The organism is Halobellus rufus (assembly GCF_000739575.1).
Lineage (GTDB): Archaea > Halobacteriota > Halobacteria > Halobacteriales > Haloferacaceae > Haloquadratum > Haloquadratum rufum.
The window spans coordinates 122,318-145,386 of the sequence record NZ_BBJO01000014.1 but is presented as its reverse complement, the minus strand read 5'-3'; the positions used below and the strand labels follow the sequence as shown (position 1 = coordinate 145,386).

General features: G+C 64.7%; 18 protein-coding genes. 5 read left to right on the top strand and 13 right to left on the bottom strand.

The features are described 5' to 3' along the window. Positions 1-36: 36 nt before the first annotated feature. From ACP99_RS07325 to ACP99_RS07305, 5 genes are all read right to left on the bottom strand, one after another. On the bottom strand, positions 37-789 hold the full coding sequence (locus tag ACP99_RS07325) for a hypothetical protein (RefSeq protein WP_049985969.1): 753 nt from the start codon (positions 787-789) through the stop codon (positions 37-39). Positions 790-837: 48 nt separating this feature from the next. Further along, the gene (locus tag ACP99_RS07320) at positions 838-1,860 is read right to left on the bottom strand and encodes a metallophosphoesterase family protein (RefSeq protein ID WP_049985968.1); all 1,023 of its coding nucleotides are present in this window, start codon (positions 1,858-1,860) and stop codon (positions 838-840) included. Between the two features lie 76 nt (positions 1,861-1,936). Next, positions 1,937-3,469 (bottom strand): aldehyde dehydrogenase family protein, encoded by a 1,533-nt coding sequence (locus ACP99_RS07315; RefSeq protein ID WP_049985967.1) that lies wholly within the window; start codon positions 3,467-3,469, stop codon positions 1,937-1,939. A gap of 3 nt (positions 3,470-3,472) precedes the next feature. Continuing rightward, complete coding sequence (locus ACP99_RS07310; protein WP_049985966.1) at positions 3,473-4,537, bottom strand: zinc-dependent alcohol dehydrogenase family protein; 1,065 nt, start codon at positions 4,535-4,537, stop codon at positions 3,473-3,475. A gap of 151 nt (positions 4,538-4,688) precedes the next feature. Next, a complete protein-coding gene (locus ACP99_RS07305; RefSeq protein ID WP_049985965.1) occupies positions 4,689-5,486 on the bottom strand; it encodes an IclR family transcriptional regulator in 798 nt (265 codons plus the stop codon). A gap of 712 nt (positions 5,487-6,198) precedes the next feature. On the opposite strand from ACP99_RS07305, the gene ACP99_RS07300 reads away from it, so the two are divergent. Further along, positions 6,199-6,888 carry a DUF1028 domain-containing protein gene (locus tag ACP99_RS07300; RefSeq protein ID WP_049985964.1) on the top strand — a complete coding sequence of 230 codons (690 nt, stop codon included), beginning with the start codon at positions 6,199-6,201 and terminating at the stop codon, positions 6,886-6,888. A gap of 54 nt (positions 6,889-6,942) precedes the next feature. On the opposite strand, the gene ACP99_RS07295 is transcribed toward ACP99_RS07300, so the two are convergent. Genes ACP99_RS07295 through ACP99_RS07280 form a run of 4 tightly spaced genes read right to left on the bottom strand, consistent with a single transcriptional unit; the run spans position 6,943 to position 12,648 of the window. Then, a complete protein-coding gene (locus ACP99_RS07295; RefSeq protein ID WP_049985963.1) occupies positions 6,943-9,117 on the bottom strand; it encodes a dipeptide ABC transporter ATP-binding protein in 2,175 nt (724 codons plus the stop codon). Further along, positions 9,114-10,022: an ABC transporter permease gene (locus ACP99_RS07290; RefSeq protein ID WP_049985962.1), complete on the bottom strand. Its 909-nt coding sequence runs from the start codon at positions 10,020-10,022 to the stop codon at positions 9,114-9,116. Before ACP99_RS07290 ends, ACP99_RS07295 begins: the two co-directional genes overlap by 4 nt. Then, entirely contained in the window at positions 10,022-10,975 is a 954-nt protein-coding gene (locus tag ACP99_RS07285; protein WP_049985961.1) for an ABC transporter permease, read from the bottom strand. Before ACP99_RS07285 ends, ACP99_RS07290 begins: the two co-directional genes overlap by 1 nt. 17 nt (positions 10,976-10,992) lie before the next feature. After that, positions 10,993-12,648, bottom strand: a complete 1,656-nt coding sequence (locus tag ACP99_RS07280) for an ABC transporter substrate-binding protein (protein WP_049985960.1) — start codon at positions 12,646-12,648, stop codon at positions 10,993-10,995. 122 nt (positions 12,649-12,770) lie between these two features. On the opposite strand from ACP99_RS07280, the gene ACP99_RS07275 reads away from it, so the two are divergent. From ACP99_RS07275 to ACP99_RS07265, 3 genes are all read left to right on the top strand, one after another. After that, the gene (locus tag ACP99_RS07275; RefSeq protein WP_049985959.1) at positions 12,771-14,018 is read left to right on the top strand and encodes a Zn-dependent hydrolase; all 1,248 of its coding nucleotides are present in this window, start codon (positions 12,771-12,773) and stop codon (positions 14,016-14,018) included. Positions 14,019-14,377: 359 nt separating this feature from the next. Continuing rightward, complete coding sequence (locus ACP99_RS07270; protein WP_049986187.1) at positions 14,378-15,157, top strand: IclR family transcriptional regulator; 780 nt, start codon at positions 14,378-14,380, stop codon at positions 15,155-15,157. Between the two features lie 819 nt (positions 15,158-15,976). Continuing rightward, the gene (locus ACP99_RS07265) at positions 15,977-16,204 is read left to right on the top strand and encodes a DUF7563 family protein (RefSeq protein WP_197052376.1); all 228 of its coding nucleotides are present in this window, start codon (positions 15,977-15,979) and stop codon (positions 16,202-16,204) included. Positions 16,205-16,262: 58 nt separating this feature from the next. Here ACP99_RS07265 and glmS read toward each other — a convergent pair whose 3' ends face one another. After that, complete coding sequence (glmS, locus tag ACP99_RS07260) at positions 16,263-18,128, bottom strand: glutamine--fructose-6-phosphate transaminase (isomerizing) (protein ID WP_049985957.1); 1,866 nt, start codon at positions 18,126-18,128, stop codon at positions 16,263-16,265. Positions 18,129-18,422: 294 nt separating this feature from the next. After that, positions 18,423-18,992, bottom strand: a complete 570-nt coding sequence (locus ACP99_RS07255; RefSeq protein ID WP_049985956.1) for a DUF7344 domain-containing protein — start codon at positions 18,990-18,992, stop codon at positions 18,423-18,425. Between the two features lie 1,018 nt (positions 18,993-20,010). On the opposite strand from ACP99_RS07255, the gene ACP99_RS07250 reads away from it, so the two are divergent. Next, a complete protein-coding gene (locus ACP99_RS07250; protein ID WP_049985955.1) occupies positions 20,011-20,883 on the top strand; it encodes a hypothetical protein in 873 nt (290 codons plus the stop codon). A 45-nt stretch (positions 20,884-20,928) separates the two neighbouring features. Here the strand turns inward: ACP99_RS07250 and ACP99_RS07245 are convergent, their stop codons facing one another. Together ACP99_RS07245 and ACP99_RS07240 are read right to left on the bottom strand one after the other, a co-directional pair. Further along, positions 20,929-22,041 carry a DegT/DnrJ/EryC1/StrS family aminotransferase gene (locus ACP99_RS07245; protein ID WP_049985954.1) on the bottom strand — a complete coding sequence of 371 codons (1,113 nt, stop codon included), beginning with the start codon at positions 22,039-22,041 and terminating at the stop codon, positions 20,929-20,931. Beyond that, positions 22,038-23,033: an NAD-dependent epimerase/dehydratase family protein gene (locus ACP99_RS07240; protein WP_049985953.1), complete on the bottom strand. Its 996-nt coding sequence runs from the start codon at positions 23,031-23,033 to the stop codon at positions 22,038-22,040. Before ACP99_RS07240 ends, ACP99_RS07245 begins: the two co-directional genes overlap by 4 nt. Positions 23,034-23,069 lie beyond the last annotated feature (36 nt).

Below are 23,069 nucleotides of genomic sequence, written 5' to 3'. Positions count from 1 at the left end.
GTCGAAATCAGATAGAGAGCGGCAGTCTGCGACCGGTCAGCCGAGTTCGGGGCGTTTGTACCACTGCTTGTGCTCGCCCACGATCGATCGGAGCTTCCACCGGAGGCTCTTGGGGGCGTCGTCGATCTCGCTTCGGATCCCGTCGAGGCGGTCGACAACGGACTCCTCGTCGATCGGGAGCTCGTTCGATTCGACGTACTCGCGGACCCGATCGAGGCTGTAGGTGACCGTCCGCCACAGTCCCCAGTCGCTGCTGCAGAGTTCGGCGATGTACGTCGGATCGATCACTTCCGTGTCGTCGCTCCCGGCTTCGACCGGGTGGTCGACGAGCATCGCGACGATGTCGCGGACGTCGCGGTCTGAGACCTCGACGATCTGTAACTTCGAGAGGAGCAGATCCTCGATCGGGACGGTCGGATGGTCGAGATCGATCCGATCGCGGAGCCCCCAAGAGTGACAGAAGTCGAAGCGATCGATGACGTAGTCGGCCTTCCGCTCGTTGACCGGATCGAAGAACTCCAGTCGGAACCGACGCATCGTGTTGAACCGCTCGTTGGCCTCGTAGCCGAGATCGAGCATCAGGTCGGTCATCTCCTGTTCCTCCTCGCGCCGTCCGACGAAATCGACGTCGCGATACCCTCGTTTGAACGGCTCCTCGCGAGCCGTCTCGGCGTGACGATTGATCGCAGTTCCCCCGATCAACCGCACCGTCAGATCGCGTCGATCGGCGTGCTCGATGACTCGCTCGGCCTCTTCGATGGGGTCGGACAGCGGTTCTGTTTGACTCACGGCGGCATCACCTTGCTACCGTGTAGCATCTGACCCCGACAGTTAAACTTACCCCCTGACCAGCCCGACGACGTCGACTTCGGGCGTGAGGTCGATCACGGCCCCCTGTAAGGACCCCTCCGAGTAGACGCTCCCGGGGTTGATCGCGGTCGTCTCGCCGATTTCCGTCTGGCCGCGGGACTCGTGGATGTGCCCGTGCAGCGACAGCGGCGGCTGATACTCCTCGATAATGTCTCTGACGGCCTCGCTCCCGACGGGTTCGGTCGACTGCGCGCCGAACTTCGGCCTGAGATCTTCGTCCAGTTCGGGGGCCTCGTCGAGCCCCGAGTCGTACGGCGGCTCGTGGAAGTTGAAGATCGCGCGGTCGTAGTCGTCGACCTGCCCGACGACGCGTTCGAGCCGTTCGCGGAGTTCCGCCTCGGACTCCTCGCGGTCGGTGTCCCACGGCGTCGGATGCGTCCAGCCCGAACTGGCCATCTGATAGCCCTGTTCGAGTTCGACGACCTCGCCTTCGACCAGCCGGACGAGATCGGACGACTCCCAGACCTCGTCGATCTCGAAGGGATCGTCGTTCCCCGGACTGGCGTACACCGGCGTGTCGTCGAGGCGCTCCTCGCCGAACTCGATCCACTCCTCGATCCGGGACTTCATCTCCGAGAGGAATATCTCGTTCTGCCGCTCGTCGGCGTCGTCGGCGTTCTGGAGCTCGTCGTACTCCGACTCGTTCATCACGTACGGGTAATAGCCCGTGTTCTCCAGCGACTCCAACAGGTCGTCGAGCTCGCTCTCTTCGGTGATCGTGTGCTCGTCGCCCTGTCGGGTGTACGTGTAGCGATCGCCCTCGTCGACGATCGGGAAGATCGCCTTGCCGGTGGTGTCGCCGCCGAGTACCAACACGTCGGCGTCGTAGAACTCCTTGCTGTTGACGAACTTCCGCCAACAGGCCGTCGAGCCGTGGATGTCGGTCGCGAAGAATAGCCGCGTCACCCCCGGATCCTTGTCCATTCCGGCGGTCTCCCGCGACGCGTTCTCCTGGTTGAGTTTCCGCTTGAGCGTGTCTACTAGTCCCATAGTTCCCTCTGCCGGAGTATCTGGCTTCTCTGAAAAAAACGTTTGGTCCCTGCCGGTTTGCTATCATCGAACGGCCTTACAGGCCACCCGCCTCGGAGGGGTCGTCGAGGTTGACGTACACCGTCTTCGTCTGTCGGTAGTGTTCGAGCGCCTCCTCGCCGAGGTCTCTGCCGATTCCGGAGCGCTTGAACCCGCCGTAGGGCCCTTCGGGCAGGATCGGGCCGTAGGCGTTGACGTAGACGATCCCGGCCTCCAGGTCGGCCGCCGCGCCGTGCGCGAGGTCCGTCGACTCGGTCGCGATCCCGGCGGCGAGGCCGTACTTCGTGTCGTTCGCCAACTCGATCGCCTCGTCGTAGGTCTCGAACGACTGGATCGTCTGGACCGGACCGAAGATCTCCTCGCGGGCGATCCGCATCCCGTTGTCGACGTCCGTGAAGGCGGTGGGTTCGACGTAGTGGCCGTCTGCCAGCGCGGGATCGTCGGGCACGTCGCCGCCGACTTCGAGGGTCGCCCCCTCGTCGACGCCCGCGTCGATGTAGTCTCGGACGGTGTCGTACTGCTCGCGGTTCGTGAGCGGTCCCATCGTCGTCGACTCGTCGAGCGGGTCGCCGAGGACGTACGACTCCGCGCGGTCGCGGAAGCGGCCGACGAACTCGTCGTGGACGTCCTCGTGGACGAGGACGCGCGAGAGCGCGTCGCAGATCTCGCCGGTGCTGTAGTAGACGCCGTCTGCGGCGGCGTCGACGGCGTGCTCCAGGTCGGCGTCGGGAAAGACCACGAGCGGTGACTTCCCGCCGAGTTCGAGGGTCACCGGGGAGATGTTGCCGGCGGCCGCCCGCATCACCTCCGCGCCGACGCCTTCGCTGCCGGTGAACGATACCTTCCGGACGTCCCCGTGTCCCGTGAGGGCCGCGCCGACGGTGGAACCGCGGCCCGTGAGCACGTTCACGACGCCGTCCGGTAGGACGTCCTTCGAGAGTTGCGCCATTCGCAGGGTGCTCAGGGGCGCGTGGGCCGAGGGCTTGAGCACGGCGCAGTTCCCGGCGGCGAGCGCCGGCCCCAGTTTCCACGCGGTCGCCCACGCGGGGAAGTTCCACGGCGTCACCTGTCCGACGACGCCGTACGGCTCCGAACGGGTGTAGAGGTGCAACTCCCCGCCGGCGGGGATCTGTTCGCCCGTTCCCCCGCGGACGATCGCGGCGTAGTACCGGAGGGTGTCGATCGCGCCCTCGACCTCGCCGCGGGCCTCTGCGAGCGTCTTGCCCGTGTCGAGCGATTCCAGTCTGGTCAGCTCCTCGACGCGGTCCTCGATCGCGTCGATCCACTCGGTGAGCCGTTCGGCGCGCTCTCTCGGTGACGTCTCGCCCCACGTTCGATCGTAGGCGTCCCACGCGGCGTCGACGGCGCGGTCGACGGCGGCCTCGTCACAGGCGGGAACGTCGGCGATCGGCTCGTCGATCACCGGGTCGTTCGTCGCGACCGTTTGGGTACCTGCCTCGACCGCCGTCTCTCCGTCGATCCACGGGCCGACCTCGACGGTCAGGAGCGCCTCGGTGTGTGCCTCACGGTGTCGCTGTCGGATCGCGTCTCGCGTTTCGTCTCGGGCCATCGGTCAGGCGAAGTCGGTGACGACTGGGATCCCGACCGTCTGGTAGTCCGTCATCGCCTCCAGTTCGTCGGTGACGTCTTCGAGGCCGATCTCGTCGGTGATGATCGCGCCGGGATCCAACTTCCCGTGTTCGACCATCCGGAACATCTCTCCGTACTTCGACGGCGGGAGTCCGCTGGAGCCGTTGATCTCGATCTCGTTCATCACGATGGTGTCCGTCGGCAACGGGTTGTACCCGTGCTGCTCTTTCGTCGTGAGGCCGATCTGGACGTGTCGTCCGCGGGTCCGCAACGAGTTGATCGCGTTCCGGCAGGTCTCTTCGATACCGAGCGCGTCCAGCGAAACGTGTGCGCCGCCGTCGGTGATGTCTTTGACCTCCTTGACCGGGTCGTCGACTTCCGAGCCGTCGATCGTCGCGACCGCGCCCAGTTCCTCGGCCATCTCGAGTTTCTCGTCCATCAGGTCGACGCCGATGACGTTGCCGCCGAGGGCGTTGGCGATCTGGACGGCCGAGAGGCCGATGCCCCCCAGCCCGTAGACGACGACGTACTCGCCGCGGCTGACGTCGGCCTGATGGGCCATCCCGCGATAGGCGGTCATGTACCGACAGCCCATCCCGGCGACTTCCACCTGATCGACGCCGTCGGGCAGCGGGACGGCGTTGATGTCGGCGTGCGGAATCGGGACCTCCTCGGCGAACGCGCCGGGGGCACCCTCTTGGAACCCCAACCCGAGGTGGTTCTCACAGAGGTTCTCGTAGCCGACGCGGCACTCGTGGCAGTGCCCGCAGGCGAAGTTGAAGGGGATCGCGACCTCGTCTCCCTCGCTGACGGTTTCGACGTCCTCACCGACTTCGACGACGGTTCCGGAGGGCTCGTGCCCGAGGATGTGTCCCAGGGGCGGCTTGTAGTCGAACCACTCCCAGTTGCCGACCCACCCGTGCCAGTCGCTGCGACAGACGCCGCAGGCGTCGACCTCCGCGATCACGCCGTCCGGATCGGGGCTCGGACGGTCGACGTCTCTGATTGCTAACGGCTCCTCGTACGCTTCGAGTACTGCTGCTCGCATACGGATTGAAGTGTGAGACCACATACCAAAAATCTTCTCCCACCCCAGTTTGAATCGGTCAGCCAACGGTGGCCCCGGATCGAAAACGGCTACTGGGGATCTATGAGCACGCTTGAGCCCCGATACCGGTCGATATCTGCCTGTTCGAGTCTCAAACGTGGTAGTCCAGCGAGTCCAGGTCGGCCTCGATCGAGTCCGTAACGTCCGCGAGTGCGCGCGGAATCTCCCGGTCCAGAACTGATCCGTCGAGCCGGTAGGTGGGCCCGGAGACGCTGAGCGCACCGAGCGGCCACCCGTCCGCTCCCGTGACGACGGTCCCGACGCTTCGGAGCCCCTCGGCGTAGTACTGATCGCCGATCGAGTACCCTCGCTCGTCGATGCGATCGAGTTCCGCGAACAGGTCGGATCGGGACGTGATGGTGTGATCGGTGAGCGCGGGAAGGCCGTGTTCGTCGATGATCTCCTCGACGCGGGCCCGCGGATACGACGACAGAATCGCGAGGCCCGAACCGGTGGCGTGCATCGGGTAGTAGGTGCCGATGTTCGCCCGGTACCGCTTCGTGCCGTCGTCGCTCCCGAACTTCGCCCACTTGTGGTACGACTCGACGATGGTGATGATGCGTCCGTGATCCTCGACGACGAAGTCACACTCCTCCTCGGTCCGCTCGGCCAATTTCTCGACGCCGGCTTTGACAGTCGCGAACCACGGCCACTGTTCGCGGGCGTACTCGCCGAGGTTCAGGAACTTGTAGCCGATGTAGTACCGCTCGCCGACCTTCCGCAGGTATCCGGCGCGTTCGAGCGTGCGCAGGTGCTTGTGGGCCGTGCTCTTTGCGACGCCATGCTCGTCGACGATGTCGTTCATCCGCACCCCGCCTCGCTCCCGTATGGTGGAAATGATATCCAGAGACGTCTGGGTGGTTTTCACCGTTGATTCGTCGGTCGTCATCGTACCACGTGGGTACACGAGGTGGTTATATAATAGTTTCTTATATTCGAATTAGGTTGTGCTGGGATCCTGAGCGTTAGGTGAGAGATCCCGCGCAAGACTGTGAGACAGCGGGTTTCGAGACCTCGAAACTGCGATATCGACCAACGAGACCAGTGAACGGCACAACTGTCCCCCTCGGCTCTTTCAGAGAGAATAAAATTTGGTATTTCAACAATAATCACTTCTACTCACTTGAATACAAACTTCAAATCCCGCTCCATATTTACTACAGTGATATCAACCCAGAGAACTTCAATAATCAGAACATTTTGCTGCTCGATTCGGTGAGCCGTTGACCCCGTTCGAATGTACGACTCTTTTTTATACCACTCTCGGCGACTGTACTAACAGACGTACTTATGTTATTGGTACCGAGATCACATCGTATCGAATTTTTGCGCCTTTTGGTTGTTATACTGTACCACGACTATTCCTAACTATCTTCTATCTCTTTCTCGACGGGCTGAAAAACGCGAACTTCCACAGAAGTACACGAAATCTGTTATAATACGACAATTGAGTATATGGTCTGATTCGGGTGCTGGCGCTACGGGCATAGGTACTCGCTCGGTGGCGGGTTGCGATCCACACTGACATCGGGCTCACGGCGCGGCACAGCGCCGGACGGGCACCTATTTACCGCCTCCGAACGAGTGTCCGTTCGAGAGATATGCGATACACCCCTGGCACGTTCTCGATAGCCGCCCACGACCCCGCGACGGACACGTTCGGCGCCGCGGTGACGACCGGCACCGTCGCCGTCGGAGCGACCTGCCCGTACGTGAGCGCGAACGCGGCGGCGCTCACACAGGCGTTCACGAAGACCGAGCACGGCCGCGATGCGGTCGACCGCGTCGATTCGGGCGATAGGATCGACGAGGCCTTCGAGGCGCTGCTCGCCGCCGACGAGCACGCGTCCTACCGACAGGTCCACGGCGTCGATAGCGAGACGGAGTTCGCCTTCACGGGCGAGGAGTGCAGCGACTGGGCCGGCCACCGCGCGGGCGATCACTACACCGTCGCGGGGAATCTCCTCGCCGGTCCGGGCGTCGTCGACGCGGCGGCGGCGGCCTACGAGGAAACTGACGGCGATATGGCGGATCGACTCGTCTCCGCGCTCGAGGCGGGCGAGCGGGCCGGCGGAGACGACCGCGGAGAACTGAGCGCGGCGGTTCTCGTTCACGCGCCCGAACCGGAGTTCTATCACAACCTCCGGATCGATCTCTCGGAGACTCCTGTCTCGGACCTCCGGGAACTGCTCGAAGAGGCCCGCGAGGCCAAAGCGCGCGTCCGAGCGGAGACGGACGAGGTGTTCGACGACTACCCCGAGGAACTGCTCGACTTCGGCGTGAAGTACTGACGCGCGAACTGCTGTATTTTCCGCGTAAAAAATTCCACCCGACGCGCCGGCGATTCAGTCGGACTCGACAGTCTCCGCGCTTTGCCGCTCAGCGCGGATGAACGAGTCGCGCTCGCTCATCTCCTCGATCGAGAGGTGACAGGATATCCGGTGATCGTCGTCGCCGACGTCCTCCAGTTCCGGCACGTCCGTTTCGCAGACCTCGCCGATCTTCTTCGGACAGCGCGTCTGGAACGGACAGCCAGAGGGCGGATCGATCGGACTCGGGACGCTGCCCTCGAGGAGGATCCGATCGGTCTTCCGGTTCGGGTTCGCGTGCGGCACCGCAGAGAGCAGACTCTCCGTGTAGGGGTGGAACGGCGCGGAGAAGACGTCGCCGATGCGTCCGAACTCCGCAATCTTGCCGAGGTACATCACGGCCACGCGGTCGCAGATGTGCCGGACGACGCCGATGTTGTGGGAGATGAACAGATAGGAGATGTCGGTCTCGGCTTGGATCTCGTTGAGCAGGTTGAGGATCTGTGCCTGTACGCTCACGTCGAGCGCCGAGACCGGCTCGTCGCAGACGATGAGCTTCGGCTCGACGGCCAGCGCGTGCGCGATGGCGACGCGCTGCTGTTGGCCGCCGGAGAACTCGTGGGGATACTTGCTCGCGGCCTCCGCGGAGAGACCGACGCGCTCTAACAGTTCACCCACGCGCTCGCGCTTCTCCTCGCCGGTCGCGATGTCGTGTCGCTCCATCGCGCGGCCGATGATGCGACCGACGGGCTTTCGCGGGTTGAGCGAGCTGTGCGGGTCCTGGAAGATGATCTGCATCTCCCGCCGGAGGCTCCGGATCGCCCCGGATCCGAGGTCGTGGATCGGTTCGCCCTCGAAGTACACTTCGCCGTCTGTCGGTTCCAACAGCCGCAGCACGGTTCGGGCGACGGTCGACTTCCCGCAGCCCGACTCGCCGACCAACCCGACGGTCTCCCCGGGGTAGATGTCGAAACTCACGTCGTCGACGGCCTTGACGTACCGTCGTTCCACCGACGGGAGGCCGCCGCCGTCCCACGAGAGCCGCACGTTCCCCAACACGCCGTCGCCGGCGCTGAAGTACTTCTTCAGGTTGCGGACCTCGAAGAGCGGCTCGCCGGAGCGGTCGATCTCTCGGCGTCCGCTGCCCGCTTCGACTGCAGTGCTCTCTGAGAGATCCAGGTCTTCGGCGTGGATGCACGCCGCTCGCGAGGTGCTGTCTCCGACGCTTTCGAGAGCGGGGTCGCCGCCGGTGCGACACGCTTCCGTCGCGTGCGGGCACCGCGGCGCGAAGTTGCACCCGCTCGGGAGGTCCGAGAGGTCGGGCATCGCCCCGTCGAGCGTCGGCAGTTCGTCGTACTCGCTGTCGACCTCCGGGATCGAATCGATCAGCGCCCGCGTGTAGGGGTGTCGCGGCCGCTCGAAGAGATCTTCGAGTTCGGCGGTCTCGACGAGGTTCCCGGCGTACATCACGCCGACGTGGTCGCAGGTCTGCGCGACGACGCCGAGGTTGTGCGTGATCATCAGCACGGCCGTGTTCTCCCGCTCCTGCATCTCGTTGAGCAGGTCGAGGATCTTCGCCTGCGTCGTGACGTCGAGCGCGGTGGTCGGCTCGTCGGCGATGATCAGGTCGGGTTCACACGAGAACCCTATGGCGACGAGGACGCGCTGGCGCATCCCGCCGGAGAACTCGTGCGGGTAGTCGTCGATGCGTTCGGCGGCGTCGGGGATCCCGACGTCGTCCATCGATTCGATCGCGAGCTCTCGCGCCTCGGACTTCGAGACGTCTTGGTGACGGCGGATCGTCTCGATGATCTGCTCGCCCACCGTCATCACGGGATTCAGCGAGGACATCGGGTCCTGCGGGATCATCGCGATTCGGTTCCCGCGGATGTCCCGCATCTGCTTTTCGCTCTTTTCGAGGAGGTCCTCGCCGTCGAAGACGACCTCGCCGCCCGTGATCTCCCCGGGCGTGTCGATCAACCGCATGATCGACCGCGCGGTGACCGACTTCCCCGCGCCGGACTCGCCGACGAGGCCCATCGTCTCGCCGCGGTCCAGCGAGAACGACACGCCGTTGGAGGCGACGACCGGGTCGCCCTCGGTTCGGAACTCGGTGCGGAGCCCCCGCACGTCGAGGAGAGGTGCCTCTGAATCAGTGGGTCCCTCGACGCCGTCGGCGTGCTCCGCGTTCTCGGCTCGCTGTGCGCTCATTCTATCGCCTCCACCTTCGGATCGAGGACGTCGCGGAGGCCGTCACCGAGCATGTTGAAGCCGACGACGGCGATACCGATCGCCAGCGCCGGGAACAGCAGCATCCACGGCGCGGTCTCCATGAACCCTCGTCCCGTGTTGATCATCAATCCCCACGACGGGCGCGGGGGCTGTGCGCCGAGGCCGAGGAAGGAGAGGCTCGCCTCCGCGAGGATCGCGAAGGAGACGTTGAGCGAGCCCTGGACCAGGATGGGTGCCATACAGTTCGGGAACACCTCGCTGAAGACGATTCGGGTGTCGCTCTCGCCGCGTGCGACCGCCGATTCTACGTAGGCCTCGTTGCGCTCGGCGAGCGCCGCGCTCCTCGACACGCGTGCGATGTACGGCGTGTACACGAACGCGAGCGCGATGACCACGTTCACCAGCTCCGGCCCCAACACGACGAGTAGTGTCAGGGCCAACAGGACCGGCGGGAACGCCATCGCGGCGTCCATCACCCGCATTATGATCTCGTCTGTCAGCCCGCCGGCGTACCCCGAGACGACGCCGACGACGGCCCCGACGAGCAGCGCGCCGGAGATCGCGCCGAAGCCGACGTACAGCGAGATCCGGCTGCCGAGGACGACGCGGCTGAAGATGTCCCGACCGAGGTCGTCGGTGCCGAACGGGTGTTCGACCGACGGCGCTTCCGTGCGGTCCTCGATGTTCGTCTCGTTCATCTCGTACGGCGCGATGAACGGGGCGAACACGGCGACGAGGATCAGCGAGACCACGATGAACAACCCGACCATCGCCTTCGTGTTCGACCGGAACTTCCGCGCGAAGCTCCCGAGCCGCTCCTTCTGTGATTCCGAGAGGAACCCGTCGTCGCCGTCGGCCTCCTCGCGGTGTTGTTCGACTGCCATTACTCCTCACCTCCGTACCGGATCCGCGGATCGAAGTACGCGTACAGCAGGTCCGCGGCGAAGTTCGATATCATGTAGATCAGTGCGACGACGATGATGCAGCCCTGAATGAGCGGGATGTCGCGGCTCTGAATGGCCGTCAGCGTCAGGCGGCCGATGCCGGGCCAGAAGAACACCTCTTCGAGCACGACGACGCCGCCGAAGGCGTAGCTGAACTGGAACGCGATGACCGTGATGACCGGGATCACCGCGTTCTTCAGCGCGTGCCGAAGGACGACGACTCGCTGGCTCATCCCCTTCGCACGCGCGAGTTTGATGTACTCGGCGCTCAGCACCTCCAGCATCGACGACCGCGTCATCCGCATGATGTAGGCGGTCAGCGCGAATCCCATCGCGCTTGCCGGGAGGACCAGTCGGTGCAACGATCCGACGAGGTCCTCGGTCGGTGACACGTAGCCGCCGGTCGGGAAGAGGTTGAACCAGACGGCGAATATCAAGATGAACACCAGCCCCCACAGGAATATCGGCATCGAGATGCCGACGAAGGCGAACATCGACGCCGTCAGGTCGGGCGCTTCGTTCTGATTGACGGCGGCGTACACGCCGAGTGGGATCGAGAGCGCGACCGCGATGAGCGTCGCCGTCACCGCCAGCAGCAGCGACCGTGGAAGCCGCTCGGCGATGAGCGCGGCGACGGGTTCGCCGAACCGGAGCGACTGGCCCATGTCTCCCTGCAGGAGACCGAGTACCCAATCGAAGTACTGGACGTACAGCGGTCGGTTGAGCCCCAACTGCGCCTGCAGCGCCGCGAGCGACTCCTCCGTGGCGTTCGGTCCCAGTATCACGAGCGCGACGTTACCGGGGAGGATGTTCGTGACGGCGAACGCGATGAGCGTCACTAAGAACAGCGTCACCGCCATGAACCCGACGCGTCGGATGACGTAATTGTACATCGATGGCTTTCGATGAGTTACCTGTCGAGCCAGTTGTCGGCGAACTGGAGCGTCGAACCGTCCGGCGCGCCGATGTCACCCTTGTACGCCGGTGCGGCGGCGTACAGGCTGGGCTGCCACCACAGGAAGAGGTGGCCCGCGCGCTCCTCGTGGAGGATCTCCGTCGCCTGGTGGTACAGTTCGGCCCGCTGGTCCTCGTCGTACAGCGTTCGGGCCTCCTCGACGAGTTCGTTGTAGTCCTCGTTGACCCAGTTGGTGAAGAAGAACGCCCCGTCGGGGTGGAGGAACTTGTAGAAGGACACGTCCGGGTACCACAGCGCGAGGTAGGAACTCGTCGTCGCCTGGAAGTTCTGATCGGTGAAGACGTCTGAGAGCCACGAGTTCCAGGTGATCTGTTGGATCTCCAGATCGATGCCCGCCTCCGCGGCGTCGTCGGCGATGACCTCCGCGGCCTGCACCTGCGTCGGGTACGACTGCGGGATCTTGAACGTCGCGGAGTAGCCGTCGGGCATCCCGGCGGCCTCGAGGTGCTCCTGCACCTTGTCGAGGTCGCGCTCGCGGGGGCCGAGATCGGGGTGGACCCACGGGCTGTCGGGCGCTGCCGGGGACGCGGTCGTCTGGCCGGTCCCGTACAGCGCCGCCTCGGCGACCTTTTCCTTGTCGATCGCGTAATCGAGCGCGAGGCGCGCGTCCTTGTTGTCGAACGGCTCGCGGTCGCAGTTCAGTCCGAGGTAGACGAGCGACTTGGGGAACTGCGTCTCGAACCTCGCGTCGGGGTTCTGTTCGACCGTCGAGGCGTCCTTCGGCGCGACGCCGTTGATGAAGTCGTACTCGCCGGCCTGGAACGACTGGAGGCGGACGCTCGAGTCCGGCACTTCGCTCTTGACGATGGTGTCGATGAACGGGCCGTCCTCGTCGGACGCCCCCCAGTAGTCCTCGTTGCGGACCATCGTGAACGAGGTCTCGATCTCCCGACTCTCGAACTTGTAGGGGCCCGTCCCGATCGGCTCTTCGACCATATCCTGCTCGGCCTTCTCGGCGGGCATCACCGAGAGTTCGGCCGTCGCCATCTTCGCGAGGAAGGGCGCGAACGGTTCAGTGAGCTGGATCTCGAACGTGTAGTCGTCGGGCGCGCGGAGCTCCTCGACGTGGTCGAAAAAGCCCGTCGCGAGGTAATCGCCGTTCTGGACGCGCTCGTACGTCGCGAGAACGTCCTCGGAGGTCATCTCCTTGCCGTTGTGGAACGTGACGCCCTCTCGGAGCTTGAACGTCAGGAGCGTGTTGTCCTCCGATTGCTCCATCGACTCCGCGAGGTGGGGTTCGATCGAGTAGTCGTCCTGCAGCGCGACGACCTCCTCGTAGATGTTCTCGAGGACTCGCTTCGAGGCCGCGGACGTGTCGATGTGTGGGTCGAGACCCTGCACCGGGACGGCTCCGCCCCAGTTCAGCGTTCCACCCTGCTTCGGGCTTCCGGAGGACTCCGTCCCGGTTCCCGAACCGCCGTCCCCGCTGCCGTCACCGTCCCCACTTCCGTCGCCGGAACCGCCGGTACATCCGGCCAACGCCGCTGCGCCCGTGGCAGCCGCGGTTCCGAGGAACGTCCGTCGACCGAGCCGTCCCGTCCGGCTACCGCTGTCCGTAGTCGACTCTACCTCCTTGCCATTCTCTTGCATATGGTCGTCAGAGAGCACAATAGTATATAAATATTCTGGAACAGCGGACAACTAGGTGTCCGCAGATCCCCCGATAGACGATAGTATAAAATACGAGAAGGTAGATTCGGGAGGTACGCGCTATGCAGATCAACCAGCAACGACTCCGCAGTGACATCGAGTCCAACGCGGAGTTCGGGGCCATCCCCACTGACGAGGGCCGCGGACGGACGGTTCTCACCGGCAGTGAAGCCGACCGGCGGGCCAGGGAATTCTTTTGTGAACGACTCCGCGACGCCGGTCTCTCGATCGAGATCGACGAGGTCGGCAACATCGCGGGCCGCTGGGTACCGGAGAGTGCCGACCCGGAGGCGGCCCCAGTCGCCACCGGCAGCCACCTCGACTCCGTCCCCGAGGGCGGGATTTTCGACGGTCCCCTGGGCGTCTACGCGGGGCTGGAGAGCGTCCGGGCGATGCAGGACGCGGGCCTCGAACCCGAGCGACCCGTCGAGGTCGTCTGTTTTACCGAGGAGGAGGGGCAGCGATTCGGCGGTGGACTGATCGGATCGGCGGTCGCTACGGGCGCGATGGCCGTCGACGAGGCTCTCGACCTCGAGGACGCCGACGGCGTTCCGCTGGGTGACGCCCTCGCAGACATCGGGCACCGCGGCGAGGGTCGACTCGACGCGGCCGGATGGGACGCGTGGGTCGAACTCCACGTCGAACAGGCCGAGCGACTGACGGACGCGGGCGCGGCCGCCGGGGTCGTAACGAGCATCGTCGGGCTCTCGCGGTGCCTGATCGACGTCTCAGGGGAGGCCGACCACGCCGGATCGACGCTGATGGACGAGCGCTCGGACGCACTGGCGGCCGCCAGCGAGTTCGTCCTTGACGTCGAACGCGCGACCAACGAGCGGCGGGGCGACTCGGAGTCGGTCGTCGCCACCGTCGGAAAACTCGACGTCTCACCGAACGCGCCCAACGTGATTCCGGGCGAGGTCTCGCTCACGCTCGACGTTCGCGACGTCGAGTACGACTCTATCACGCACGTGATCGACGCCGCACGAGCGAGTCTCGACCGAATCGAGACCGACAGAGCGGTCACCACGTCGCTGGAACACCCGTGGGACCGACGGCCGATCGAGATGAGCGACCGGTGTCGCGAGGCGCTGCACGCGGCCGGAGAGTCCGCGGACCTCGATACGATCGATCTCCACTCCGGGGCCGGCCACGACACGATGCACGTCGCCGACGTGACCGACGCGGCCCTGCTCTTTGCACCCTCGCGTGACGGGATTTCCCACAATCCGCTGGAGTGGACCGACTGGGAGGACTGCGCGGACGCGACCCGAGTGCTCGCTGGTGCGCTCGGGCGTCTGGCCTCAGCGTAGCGTCGCCCGCATCCATTTGACCGCGTCAGTTGCTCCGTAGTGATCTGCTCCTGACTTCCGCCGCTGTATTTCCTCTCCCGGTCACCCGTACCCCTCGCATTTTTTGCGACCAGTTCGATGGATCGAGTCGATAAATTTTGTAGTATGTGAACACAACTTGTCGATCCAGATAGAGCGCCGCTACCGGTGCTATTCGTGCATTAGGGAATGATTGGATTAGCTAGATCGCTCTTTAGAGCCCTTTTAGATGGTTTTAGAGAGCAATCCGAACTCGATGGTTTGTGAAATACAAACACCTATACTGGTGGGGACGTAAGCGGAGGTATGACGGAGAACGGCCGACCGGTTCGCCGCGGACCCTGAAGACGGTGTCGCGCGCGTTCGACCTCGTGCGCGCCCTCGAAGAGTTAGACGGCGCTGGCGTGACGGAGTTGTCAGAGTATCTCGACCTCTCGAAGAGCGTCGTGTACAACTACCTCAGCACGCTCCGTTCGGAGAAGTTCGTGGTCAAAGAGGGCGACACGTACCGCCTGTCGTTGCAGTTCCTGCTGGTCGGCGAGTACGTCCGATATCAGAACACGCTCTATCGAATCGGGAAGTCAGAACTCGAAGACCTCGCCGAGAAGACGGGCGAGTTCGCTCACCTCGCCACCGAACAGCACGGCCTGGGTGTCAACCTCTACAAAGTGAGCGGCGAGAAGGCGGTCGGCAGCGACTACCAGGTGAACAAACTCCAGCGCGCCGATTACCTTCACTTCTCGGCGACGGGCAAGGCGATCCTCGCACACCTCCCGCGGGAGCGCGTCGAGTGGATCGTCGACAGGTACGGCCTCCCGTCGAAGACCGAATCGACGATCACCGACCGCGAGGACCTCTTCGAGGAACTCGAAACGATACGTGAACGCGGGTACTCGCTCAACGACGAAGAGGAGATCACCGGCCTCCAGGCCATCGGCGCGCCGGTGACGAACCGTCACGGACGCGTTCTCGGTTCGATCAGCGTGTCCGGTCCCGTCCGTCGGATGAAGCGATCGGAGTACCACGAGCAGTTGATCGAGGAGGTCGTCAACACCGCGAACGTCATCGAGGTGAACATCAATATGGAGGAGACCGACGACGAGTTCCCGACGTTCAGCTGACCGTCGTGTAGCCAAGAAAAAGTAACGGACGTACACGTGTTAGAAATTCTCTCGTATCACCGCCGCCCCGAGTGGGATGTTTCGGCGTTCGTTCTGCTAGTCGATCCTGTGCAAACGGACACAGATAGGCCGATAGAAATATAACAAATATTGTATTTAATATAAATACTCAGAACTAATTACTGTAGTACTAGTAGTAATACTGTTTGAAGAAACTAGTACGCCTAAACTCTAAATTTATAAAATAAAATTTTCATATCTTGTCTATTTATATTTAAATATCAACACTTTCTGTCTCACGGAACTGCCTTCCAATTGTCAGTTCCCTGTACCGCTGGCGCCACAGGAACGACGGCGTGATTGCCACATATCGAGAACGGGCCGGTGAGCGTCGAGACGCTCGTCGCCTCGAGATCGGGACCGACGCTTCGACGAGTCTTCGTCACACAGCTCGTTGGCCAGTACTGTAGGCGGGCCTCTCTACGCGACACGCCAGCGTAGGGAGGGCGGTGAAAAATTGCCCGTGGACCCGACGCATCGTGTGGGGGCCAGTGAAGGGGGGTGGGGGGTGACCGTCGGGTGCTCCGGGCACGTTGTGTGACGCGGTGCAACACCTTCGTTATCGTCCCGTTAGACGGTGGTTGTCGCGACCTACCGTTCGGCTGCTGACCGTGTCACTTCTCGACACGCCGATGCGGCGCACTCTGCGGGCTTCTGTCGAGTCACGCCGGGACGGTTCGATCGGTACCGTCGGGAAAACCCGCGGGCGTCTCAGTACCGTCCGCATTACCAAGACTGTATTCCGCAATCGGAGCGTGTATGCCAGACCGAAGGTACACGATGGACACGAACCGGCAGTGTGAACGGTGCGGCGCGGCGGTCAGCAAACAGTTCGTTCGCGTGTTCGGCTTCGACAACACGGTTCACGGCTGTCTCAACTGTCTCACCCGGACCGAACTGGCGGTCGGGAAGGCGGCGAATCGAACAGGGGCCGAAGAGGAAGAAGCCGATGCGGGGATCCGGTGGCCGACGGGCAGCACTCCGTAGCTCTCGGCGGGCGAGGTGGTGCGATGCGGTTCTATTTTTTCGTCGTCCCGGTAGACGCTCACTCCACGGTGACGCTTTTCGCGAGGTTTCGCGGTTTGTCGATCGCCCGGTCGCGGATCTCTGCGGCGTGATAGGCGAGTAACTGCAGGTGGACGTTCGCGAGGATCCCGGCGAAGTCGGGATCGACTGCGGGATACGACAGGTACTCGTCGACCGTCTCACGGGCGGCCCGCGCGGAATCGGGGCCGATTCCGATGACTGGTGCGCCGCGGCTCTGGGCTTCGCGGATGTTGTGCAGCGTCCGGTCGTCGTTCCGACCCGTGAACACCGCGACGACGACGGTCGCGGGCGTCACGAGCGCGAGCGGGCCGTGTTTCAGCTCCCCGGCGGCGAACCCCTCGGCGTGCTCGTAGGTGATCTCCTTGAACTTCAGCGCGCCTTCCAACGCCACCGGGTACCCGACGCCCCGCCCGATGAAGAAGTACGAGTCCGCCTCCGAGTACTGTGTGGCCAACCGCGCCGCACCGCCGTCGTTGACGACGGTCTCGACGAGGTCCGGTAACGTGTCGAGTTCCGAAATGCTCCCCTCGGTGTCTGCACTGGCGTCGTGACTGTCTCTGTCGTTGCTCTGTGCTGGATCCGCTCGGCGGTCGGGCCGACCCGCACCGCTGGCTTCGAGCTGATCCGCCAAGAGCGCGATGGCGGCGACCTGCGAGGAGAAGGTCTTCGTGGCGGCGACGCCGATCTCGGGGCCCGCGCGGATGAACAGAGCGTCGTCGGCCTCGCGTGCGGCGGTCGATCCGACGACGTTCGTCACCGCGAGGGTGCGCGCCGGGGACTCCTCGGCCGCCCGCAACGACGCCAACGTGTCGGCGGTCTCGCCGCTCTGCGTCACCGCGATCACGAGCGTCCGGTCGCTGAGAGGCATCGGCTCGTGCGCGAACTCGTTCGCGGGGACCGCTGTCGCCGGAATTCCTCTCCGTCGCAGCAGCGTGCAGCCGTACATCCCGGCGTGATAGGAGGTGCCACAGGCCACGAATATCACCTCGTCGACGTCCGAGAGCGACCCGGGCGGGAACTCCGAGAGGACGCTCCGCCCGTTCTCGATCCGCCCGTCGACGGTCTGTCGCAGCGATACCGGTTGCTCGTCGATCTCCTTCCGCATGAAGTGGTTGTAAACGCCCTTTCTGGCGTCTCCGGCGTTCCAGTCGACGGTCTCGACCGGGCGCTCGATCGGATCGCCGGCCACGTCGCTGATCTGGTACCCGTCGGCGTCGACGACGACGACGTCGCCGTCTTCGAGATACACGACTCGGTCGGTGAACTCGAGGAACGCGGGCACGTCGCTCGCGAGGTAGTTCGCGGTCTCTCCGAGTCCCAGGACCAGCGGTGAACCGCGACGCGTCGCGTACACCTCGTCGCTGTCCTCGACGACTATCGCGATCGCGTAGCTTCCCTCCAGGCGATCGACTGCCGATCGGAACGCGGCCGACGGATCGCGACCGGCATCGAGGGCGTCGGCGACCAGATGGGGGATGACCTCCGTGTCGGTCTCGCTCGTGAACTCGTGGCCTCGGTCGCGGAGCTCTGCACGCAGCGTCTCGTGATTTCGGATGATTCCGTTGTGGACGACCGCGACGCGGTTCTCCCCGTCGGTGTGCGGGTGGGCGTTCGCATCCGAGGGAGCGCCGTGGGTGCTCCACCGAGTGTGGCCGATCCCCACGGCCCCGCTCAGTCGGTCGGCGTCGAGGTCGCTCCGGAGCGCCTCGGTCTCGCCTTCGCGCTTGCACACTGCGATCTCGCCGTCGCTTCGGCGGAGCGCCACGCCGGCGGAGTCGTAGCCGCGGTACTCGAGGTTCTCGAGGCCGGTCAAAAGCTCCCCGAGGGCGTCGCCGACACCGGCGCGTACGATGATTCCGCACATTCTCAGGGCCTCGCTCTCTCGTCGGTTTTTCGGTGACTCGTCCGTGGACTCTCGGATCTTCGTTGTGGGACCATAGGTTCAGTGAACCGCTCGGAATCGCATCGAAGCGGGTGGCTGTATCCGACTGGAGCGCTGGGCTTTGTTATGATGAGACACTCGACGTTACCGCCGGTTAGGAGGTCGCTGTCCCCTTGCTGACACGACGAGCAGATATCGACGAAAATGGGCCGTATCGGCGAGCCACGTTGCTAGTGAGTAACTATCGAACCGCGGTATCGACCGCCCGCTCGCGACTCAGGGCGATTCGCGTCTCCAGTGGTACGCCGACAGCGCGCCGACGAGAACGAGCGAGGTGATCGCAACGATCGGCTGTGGGCCGACAGCTGTTACGGCACCGACGTAGAGCAGACACGCGCCGGCGGCGACGCCGCCGTAGTACTTCGGCCACCGAGACCCGCCGTCTACCTCCCGCTCGAGGTACTTGTGATACTCGTCAGTGATCGCGCCGCGCTTGACCGTCCCGCGGTCTTTGTCGAACTCTATCGCGCCGGCGTCGTGCATCTTCGGTAGGTGGCACTGATACAGGCCGACGTACACGCGCTTTCGTTCCTGGGCGTTGAGCGCTTCCGGCGGTTTGTCGTTCTCGATCCCCCCGATGTGCTCTGCGAGGTCGCTCAGCGTGGTCTCCCCGTCGCGTTCCTCGAGGGCCTGCATCACGAGTCGCCGTCGGCGGTTTCTGAGCACGTCGAAGATCACGTCCAGTGACGGCTCCGCCGATTCGACGCGATTGCCCGCCTCCGATTGGTCTGTCGTTTCCGCTTCGCTGCCGGACTTCTCTCCCGATTGTTGTGTTGACACGCTCATGGCTCATCACTCGTCACTTTGGGGGCGACTGTAGAACGCACCGCAGAGCTTCCGCGAGGCGGGACGTCGAGCGGCAGTTCGACTGCGGGACGCAGCCGAGGGTCGCCGCCGTTCCCTCTTGCGTCCCGGTTCTCATCCGTCGACTCGTGCGTGGCCCATCCGAGTTCCTCGGTGTGCACCCGTGGCTCCCGAGGTAGGATGCGGCCGACTTGGGCCGTCTGTGTCTCGGCACGCCGGACGCAGCGCCGTGAGGCTGACCATCCACCGGGGGCCGATCCGGTCGCTATCCACCCCTTTACCGTCGAGTGCCCGCGGCACTCTACCCCGCGATTCGTGGTAATCTGTTGCATACGATCGGATCGTTCCGGCTTTCCGCAGTCAGCTTTTGTTCCGTCGGAAGCTCTTCGATTGGTCGTCCAGCATTGGTGTTGTCCACGTGACAGACACACTATTATGAAGCACGATATTAAAACCACCTGACTTTTTCGTGCGATACCGCTACGGTAACGAAATGATACCTTATAGTATGGCTACGGTATCGTCCGGCGACGACCGCCGGCCGTCGTCGACGTCTGGGTTTCAGCACGGGCTTACGACGGTCGGCCGTCCACCCGCGGTCTCCCGACGACTCCAACCGCGCCGAAGGCGTCCCCATCCAACAACGGCCGGGATGACCGCGCTCGTCTCTCGACGGTAGCGATCTGCTACTCCGTGGTAACTTCCGTACTACAAACTGCCTCCCCACCGTCCGCTTCGGCGTGTTTGGACTTTCGGAACGGACTACGAACCGGCGTGGTTCGTTCGTCGCTCGCAACGCGTTATCCCGGAATTGTCGCTGGAACGTACTGCGTACTGCCCGCTGCGACCGTCCCCGGCGGGCCCGGTCCGGAACCAGCTCCTCGTCGTTCGAGCCGCAACTCACGACGGAATCCCCCACCGATTCGGTATGACGTCACCCTCGCGTCCGACCGTGGAATCCGAGCGCTCCTCAGAGGGCGCTCGATCCGAACCCGTCCGTATGCCTCGCGGGCCGCCCGAATCGCCCGCCGACCCACCGGAGACCCCCGCAGAACGAGCGGGAGCGTGGCTCGATTCCGCGCTGCGGGGACTCGGTCGGTCACTCTTCGAGGCGCTGCCGGTGTTCGAGCGACAGCTTCGACTGGTCCGGTCGCTGTACGCCGACGCCACCGTCCGTCTCACCTGCTGGGGATACAACCGGCGACACGCAGCCCCGATCGAACCCTATCGAGTACTGTGGGTCGATCCGGCGCGTATCGTCCGGCTCTCCCGACACTCGACTCGACCGCGGTTCCGACGCCTCGGGACCGTCGTGGACGGTGATTGGGACCGCTGTGAGATTCGGTTCCGAGAGACCGACGTGTTCTACGCCTTCGAACGGCACTTCGAGGAGGGCGTCCCCTGGGAGGAGACGGCGTTCTTCTCCAGAGTCCTCGAGGAGATGAACGAGGGCGCGGAACGCTGGGGTTGCACGTCCCGTTCGGAGTTCCGCGATCGGTGTGAACGGCTGGACCGCCTGTACGAATCGCTCCGCGAACACGGGTTTTACAGCCAGCGCCAACTGCTGGAGTCCGGGGTCGACGACCCGGTCGAGTACCGTCGGGCGACGGTCGCAGAGCGCATCATCAACGACGAGATCGCGGTCGACGTCGCCCGCGACGGTGAACTGCTGTTCGCGGACGGCCGCAATCGACTCGCGATCGCGAAGATTCTCGGAGTCGACGCCGTCCCGGTGGTCGTGCTCCGCAGGCACGCCCAGTGGGCTGCCTGGCGCGATGCCGTGGCGACGTTCCTCGAAAACGGCGGCGACCTCCGGGGGCGGCTTCGCGAGCACCCCGATCTCGCGTCGCTCCGCGAGGCCGCGAGGTCGTAATCGCGAGACGCCGCTGCCGTCTTTGAGGCGACCGAGAGCTATGGTTCACTCCCACTCGGCGACGTGCGCGGCGAGTCGACCGACCGTGGCCCACGACAACTGCTGGTGCGTCGGGAACACGATCGATCGCTTCCGCAGCCGCTCCGCCCCCTCGAACCCGCGTACTTCCTCGCGGCGATGAACTGGCGGCCACGTGAGCACTTCGGACGGCAACCCGGCCGAGCGGAGCCCCCGGAACAGCTCGTCTCGTTCCGCTTCGGAGTCGAGGACGCCGACGACTCCGTACGGACACGCGCCCTCGTGTACCGTTCCGGTGACGACACGGAACCGCTCGCGGCCGTCGAGAAGCCCCCGGAGACACCGATAGCGAGCCCGTCGCTTCGCGCTGACGACCGCCGGTCGACAGCGTGCGAGCCCGAACGCGGTGAGCGGACTGGCACCCGCGAGCGCCTCTTCGGGTTCGACGTCGTCGACCTCGCCGGTGTGCGATCGACCGAAAACGGCGTCGGGCACGACGTCGACCGGGACTCGGTCGCGCAGCGACCCGAGGAGGTAGCGCGCGTCGTGACGCCAGTCCCGCGTCGGCGACGGCTCCGGGAGTTCCAGGCCGTTCCGCGAGACGGCGATACCGCCGTCGGGGACCGGGAGCGTCTTGTGCGGGCAGAACACCGCGAGATCGCCGCGTGAGCCGAGCGGAGTGCCGTTCTCGTCGCGCCCGAACAACCCCCGGGCGCAGTCTTCGACCACGAGGGCGCCGTGCTCGCGGGCGACGGAGACGAGGGAATCGAACCCCTCGTCCACGAAGCCGAAGTAGTGAATGAACTGGACCGCCGCGGGTTCGACCGTTCGGATCAGCCGACTGATCTCTCCGACCGGGAGCGTGAGATCGGCCGCGACCGGGTAGTAACGGACGTCCAGCCCCGCGTGGAGCGCAGCCCACGTGACACCGCCGGGGACGTACGCCGGGAGGAGCACCGTCTCACCGGCATCGAGCGTCTCGAAGGCGACGGTGAGCCCCTGTTTCGCCCACCGGTACACCCGCCGCCGCCCGTCCGGGATCCACGTGTCGTCGTCGAGCCAGTCGATCGGCCGCCGTCCGGGATCGGCCAGCCACTGGAACCTGAACCGCGGGCGGATCGACGCGGCGTGGGGGGTCATTCAGCGATCGTGTCTCGGGTCGACGAGCGCTCGTCCCCCGAGTCGACACCCCGGCCTCGTCGGTACGCGACGAGGTGTTCGATTCCTTCCCGAAGCGAGACCGTCGGTTCCACGCCGAGTCGCTCCCGCATCCTGTCGCAATCCGCCAAGCTGTGCCGGATGTCTCCCGGACGAGCGGACCCGTGTGTGATCTCCGCCGTGGTCCCGGTCGCCTCCCGAATCGCCGCCGCGAGTTCGTTGATCGACGCTGACTCGCCCGACCCGACGTTGTACGCCAGACCCGTGTGGGCCGTGGAGGCGGCGGCGACCAGCGCGCGGACGACGTCGGAGACGTGGACGAAGTCCCGCGTCTGCTCGCCGTCGCCGTGGACGACGAGCGGTTCGTCGGCGAACGCGCGCTGCAGGAACGCGTCGACGACGCCGCTGTAGGGACCGCGTTGCCCCGGCCCGTACACGTTGAAGAAGCGCATAACTGCGACCGGGAGGTCGTACACGTCGGCGTACACTCTCGCGTACGAGTCGGCGGCGAGTTTGTCGGCCCCGTACGGCGATAGCGGGTCCGTGTCCGCGGTCTCGTCCACCGGGAGGTCGGTGGGTTCGCCGTACACGGCCGCGCTGGACGCCAAGACCACGCGTGCGTCCTCCCGTCGGGCGCGTTCGAGCACCGCCAGGGTTCCGTCGACGTTCACCGCGTGCGACTCCACCGGATCCTCGACGGACTGCTCGACGCTGACCACCGCGGCGAGGTGAAACACCACGTCGACGCCGGCCATAGCCCGGTCGAGGGCGGTCTCGTCCCGGACGTCGGCACGCAGCAGGGTCGCGCCGTCCGGGAGTTTCGACGCGGTGCCGGTAGAGCAGTCGTCGAGCACGCGGACCTCGTTTTCCGCCGCCAGAGCCGCCGTCAGGTGACTCCCGATGAAGCCCGCACCACCCGTGACGAGTACCGTCGCGTCTTCGAGGCCCGTCTCCGGGACGGAGCGATCAGCCATACGGGTAGCGGAACCGCCCGCGGCTTAGTAAGGCGG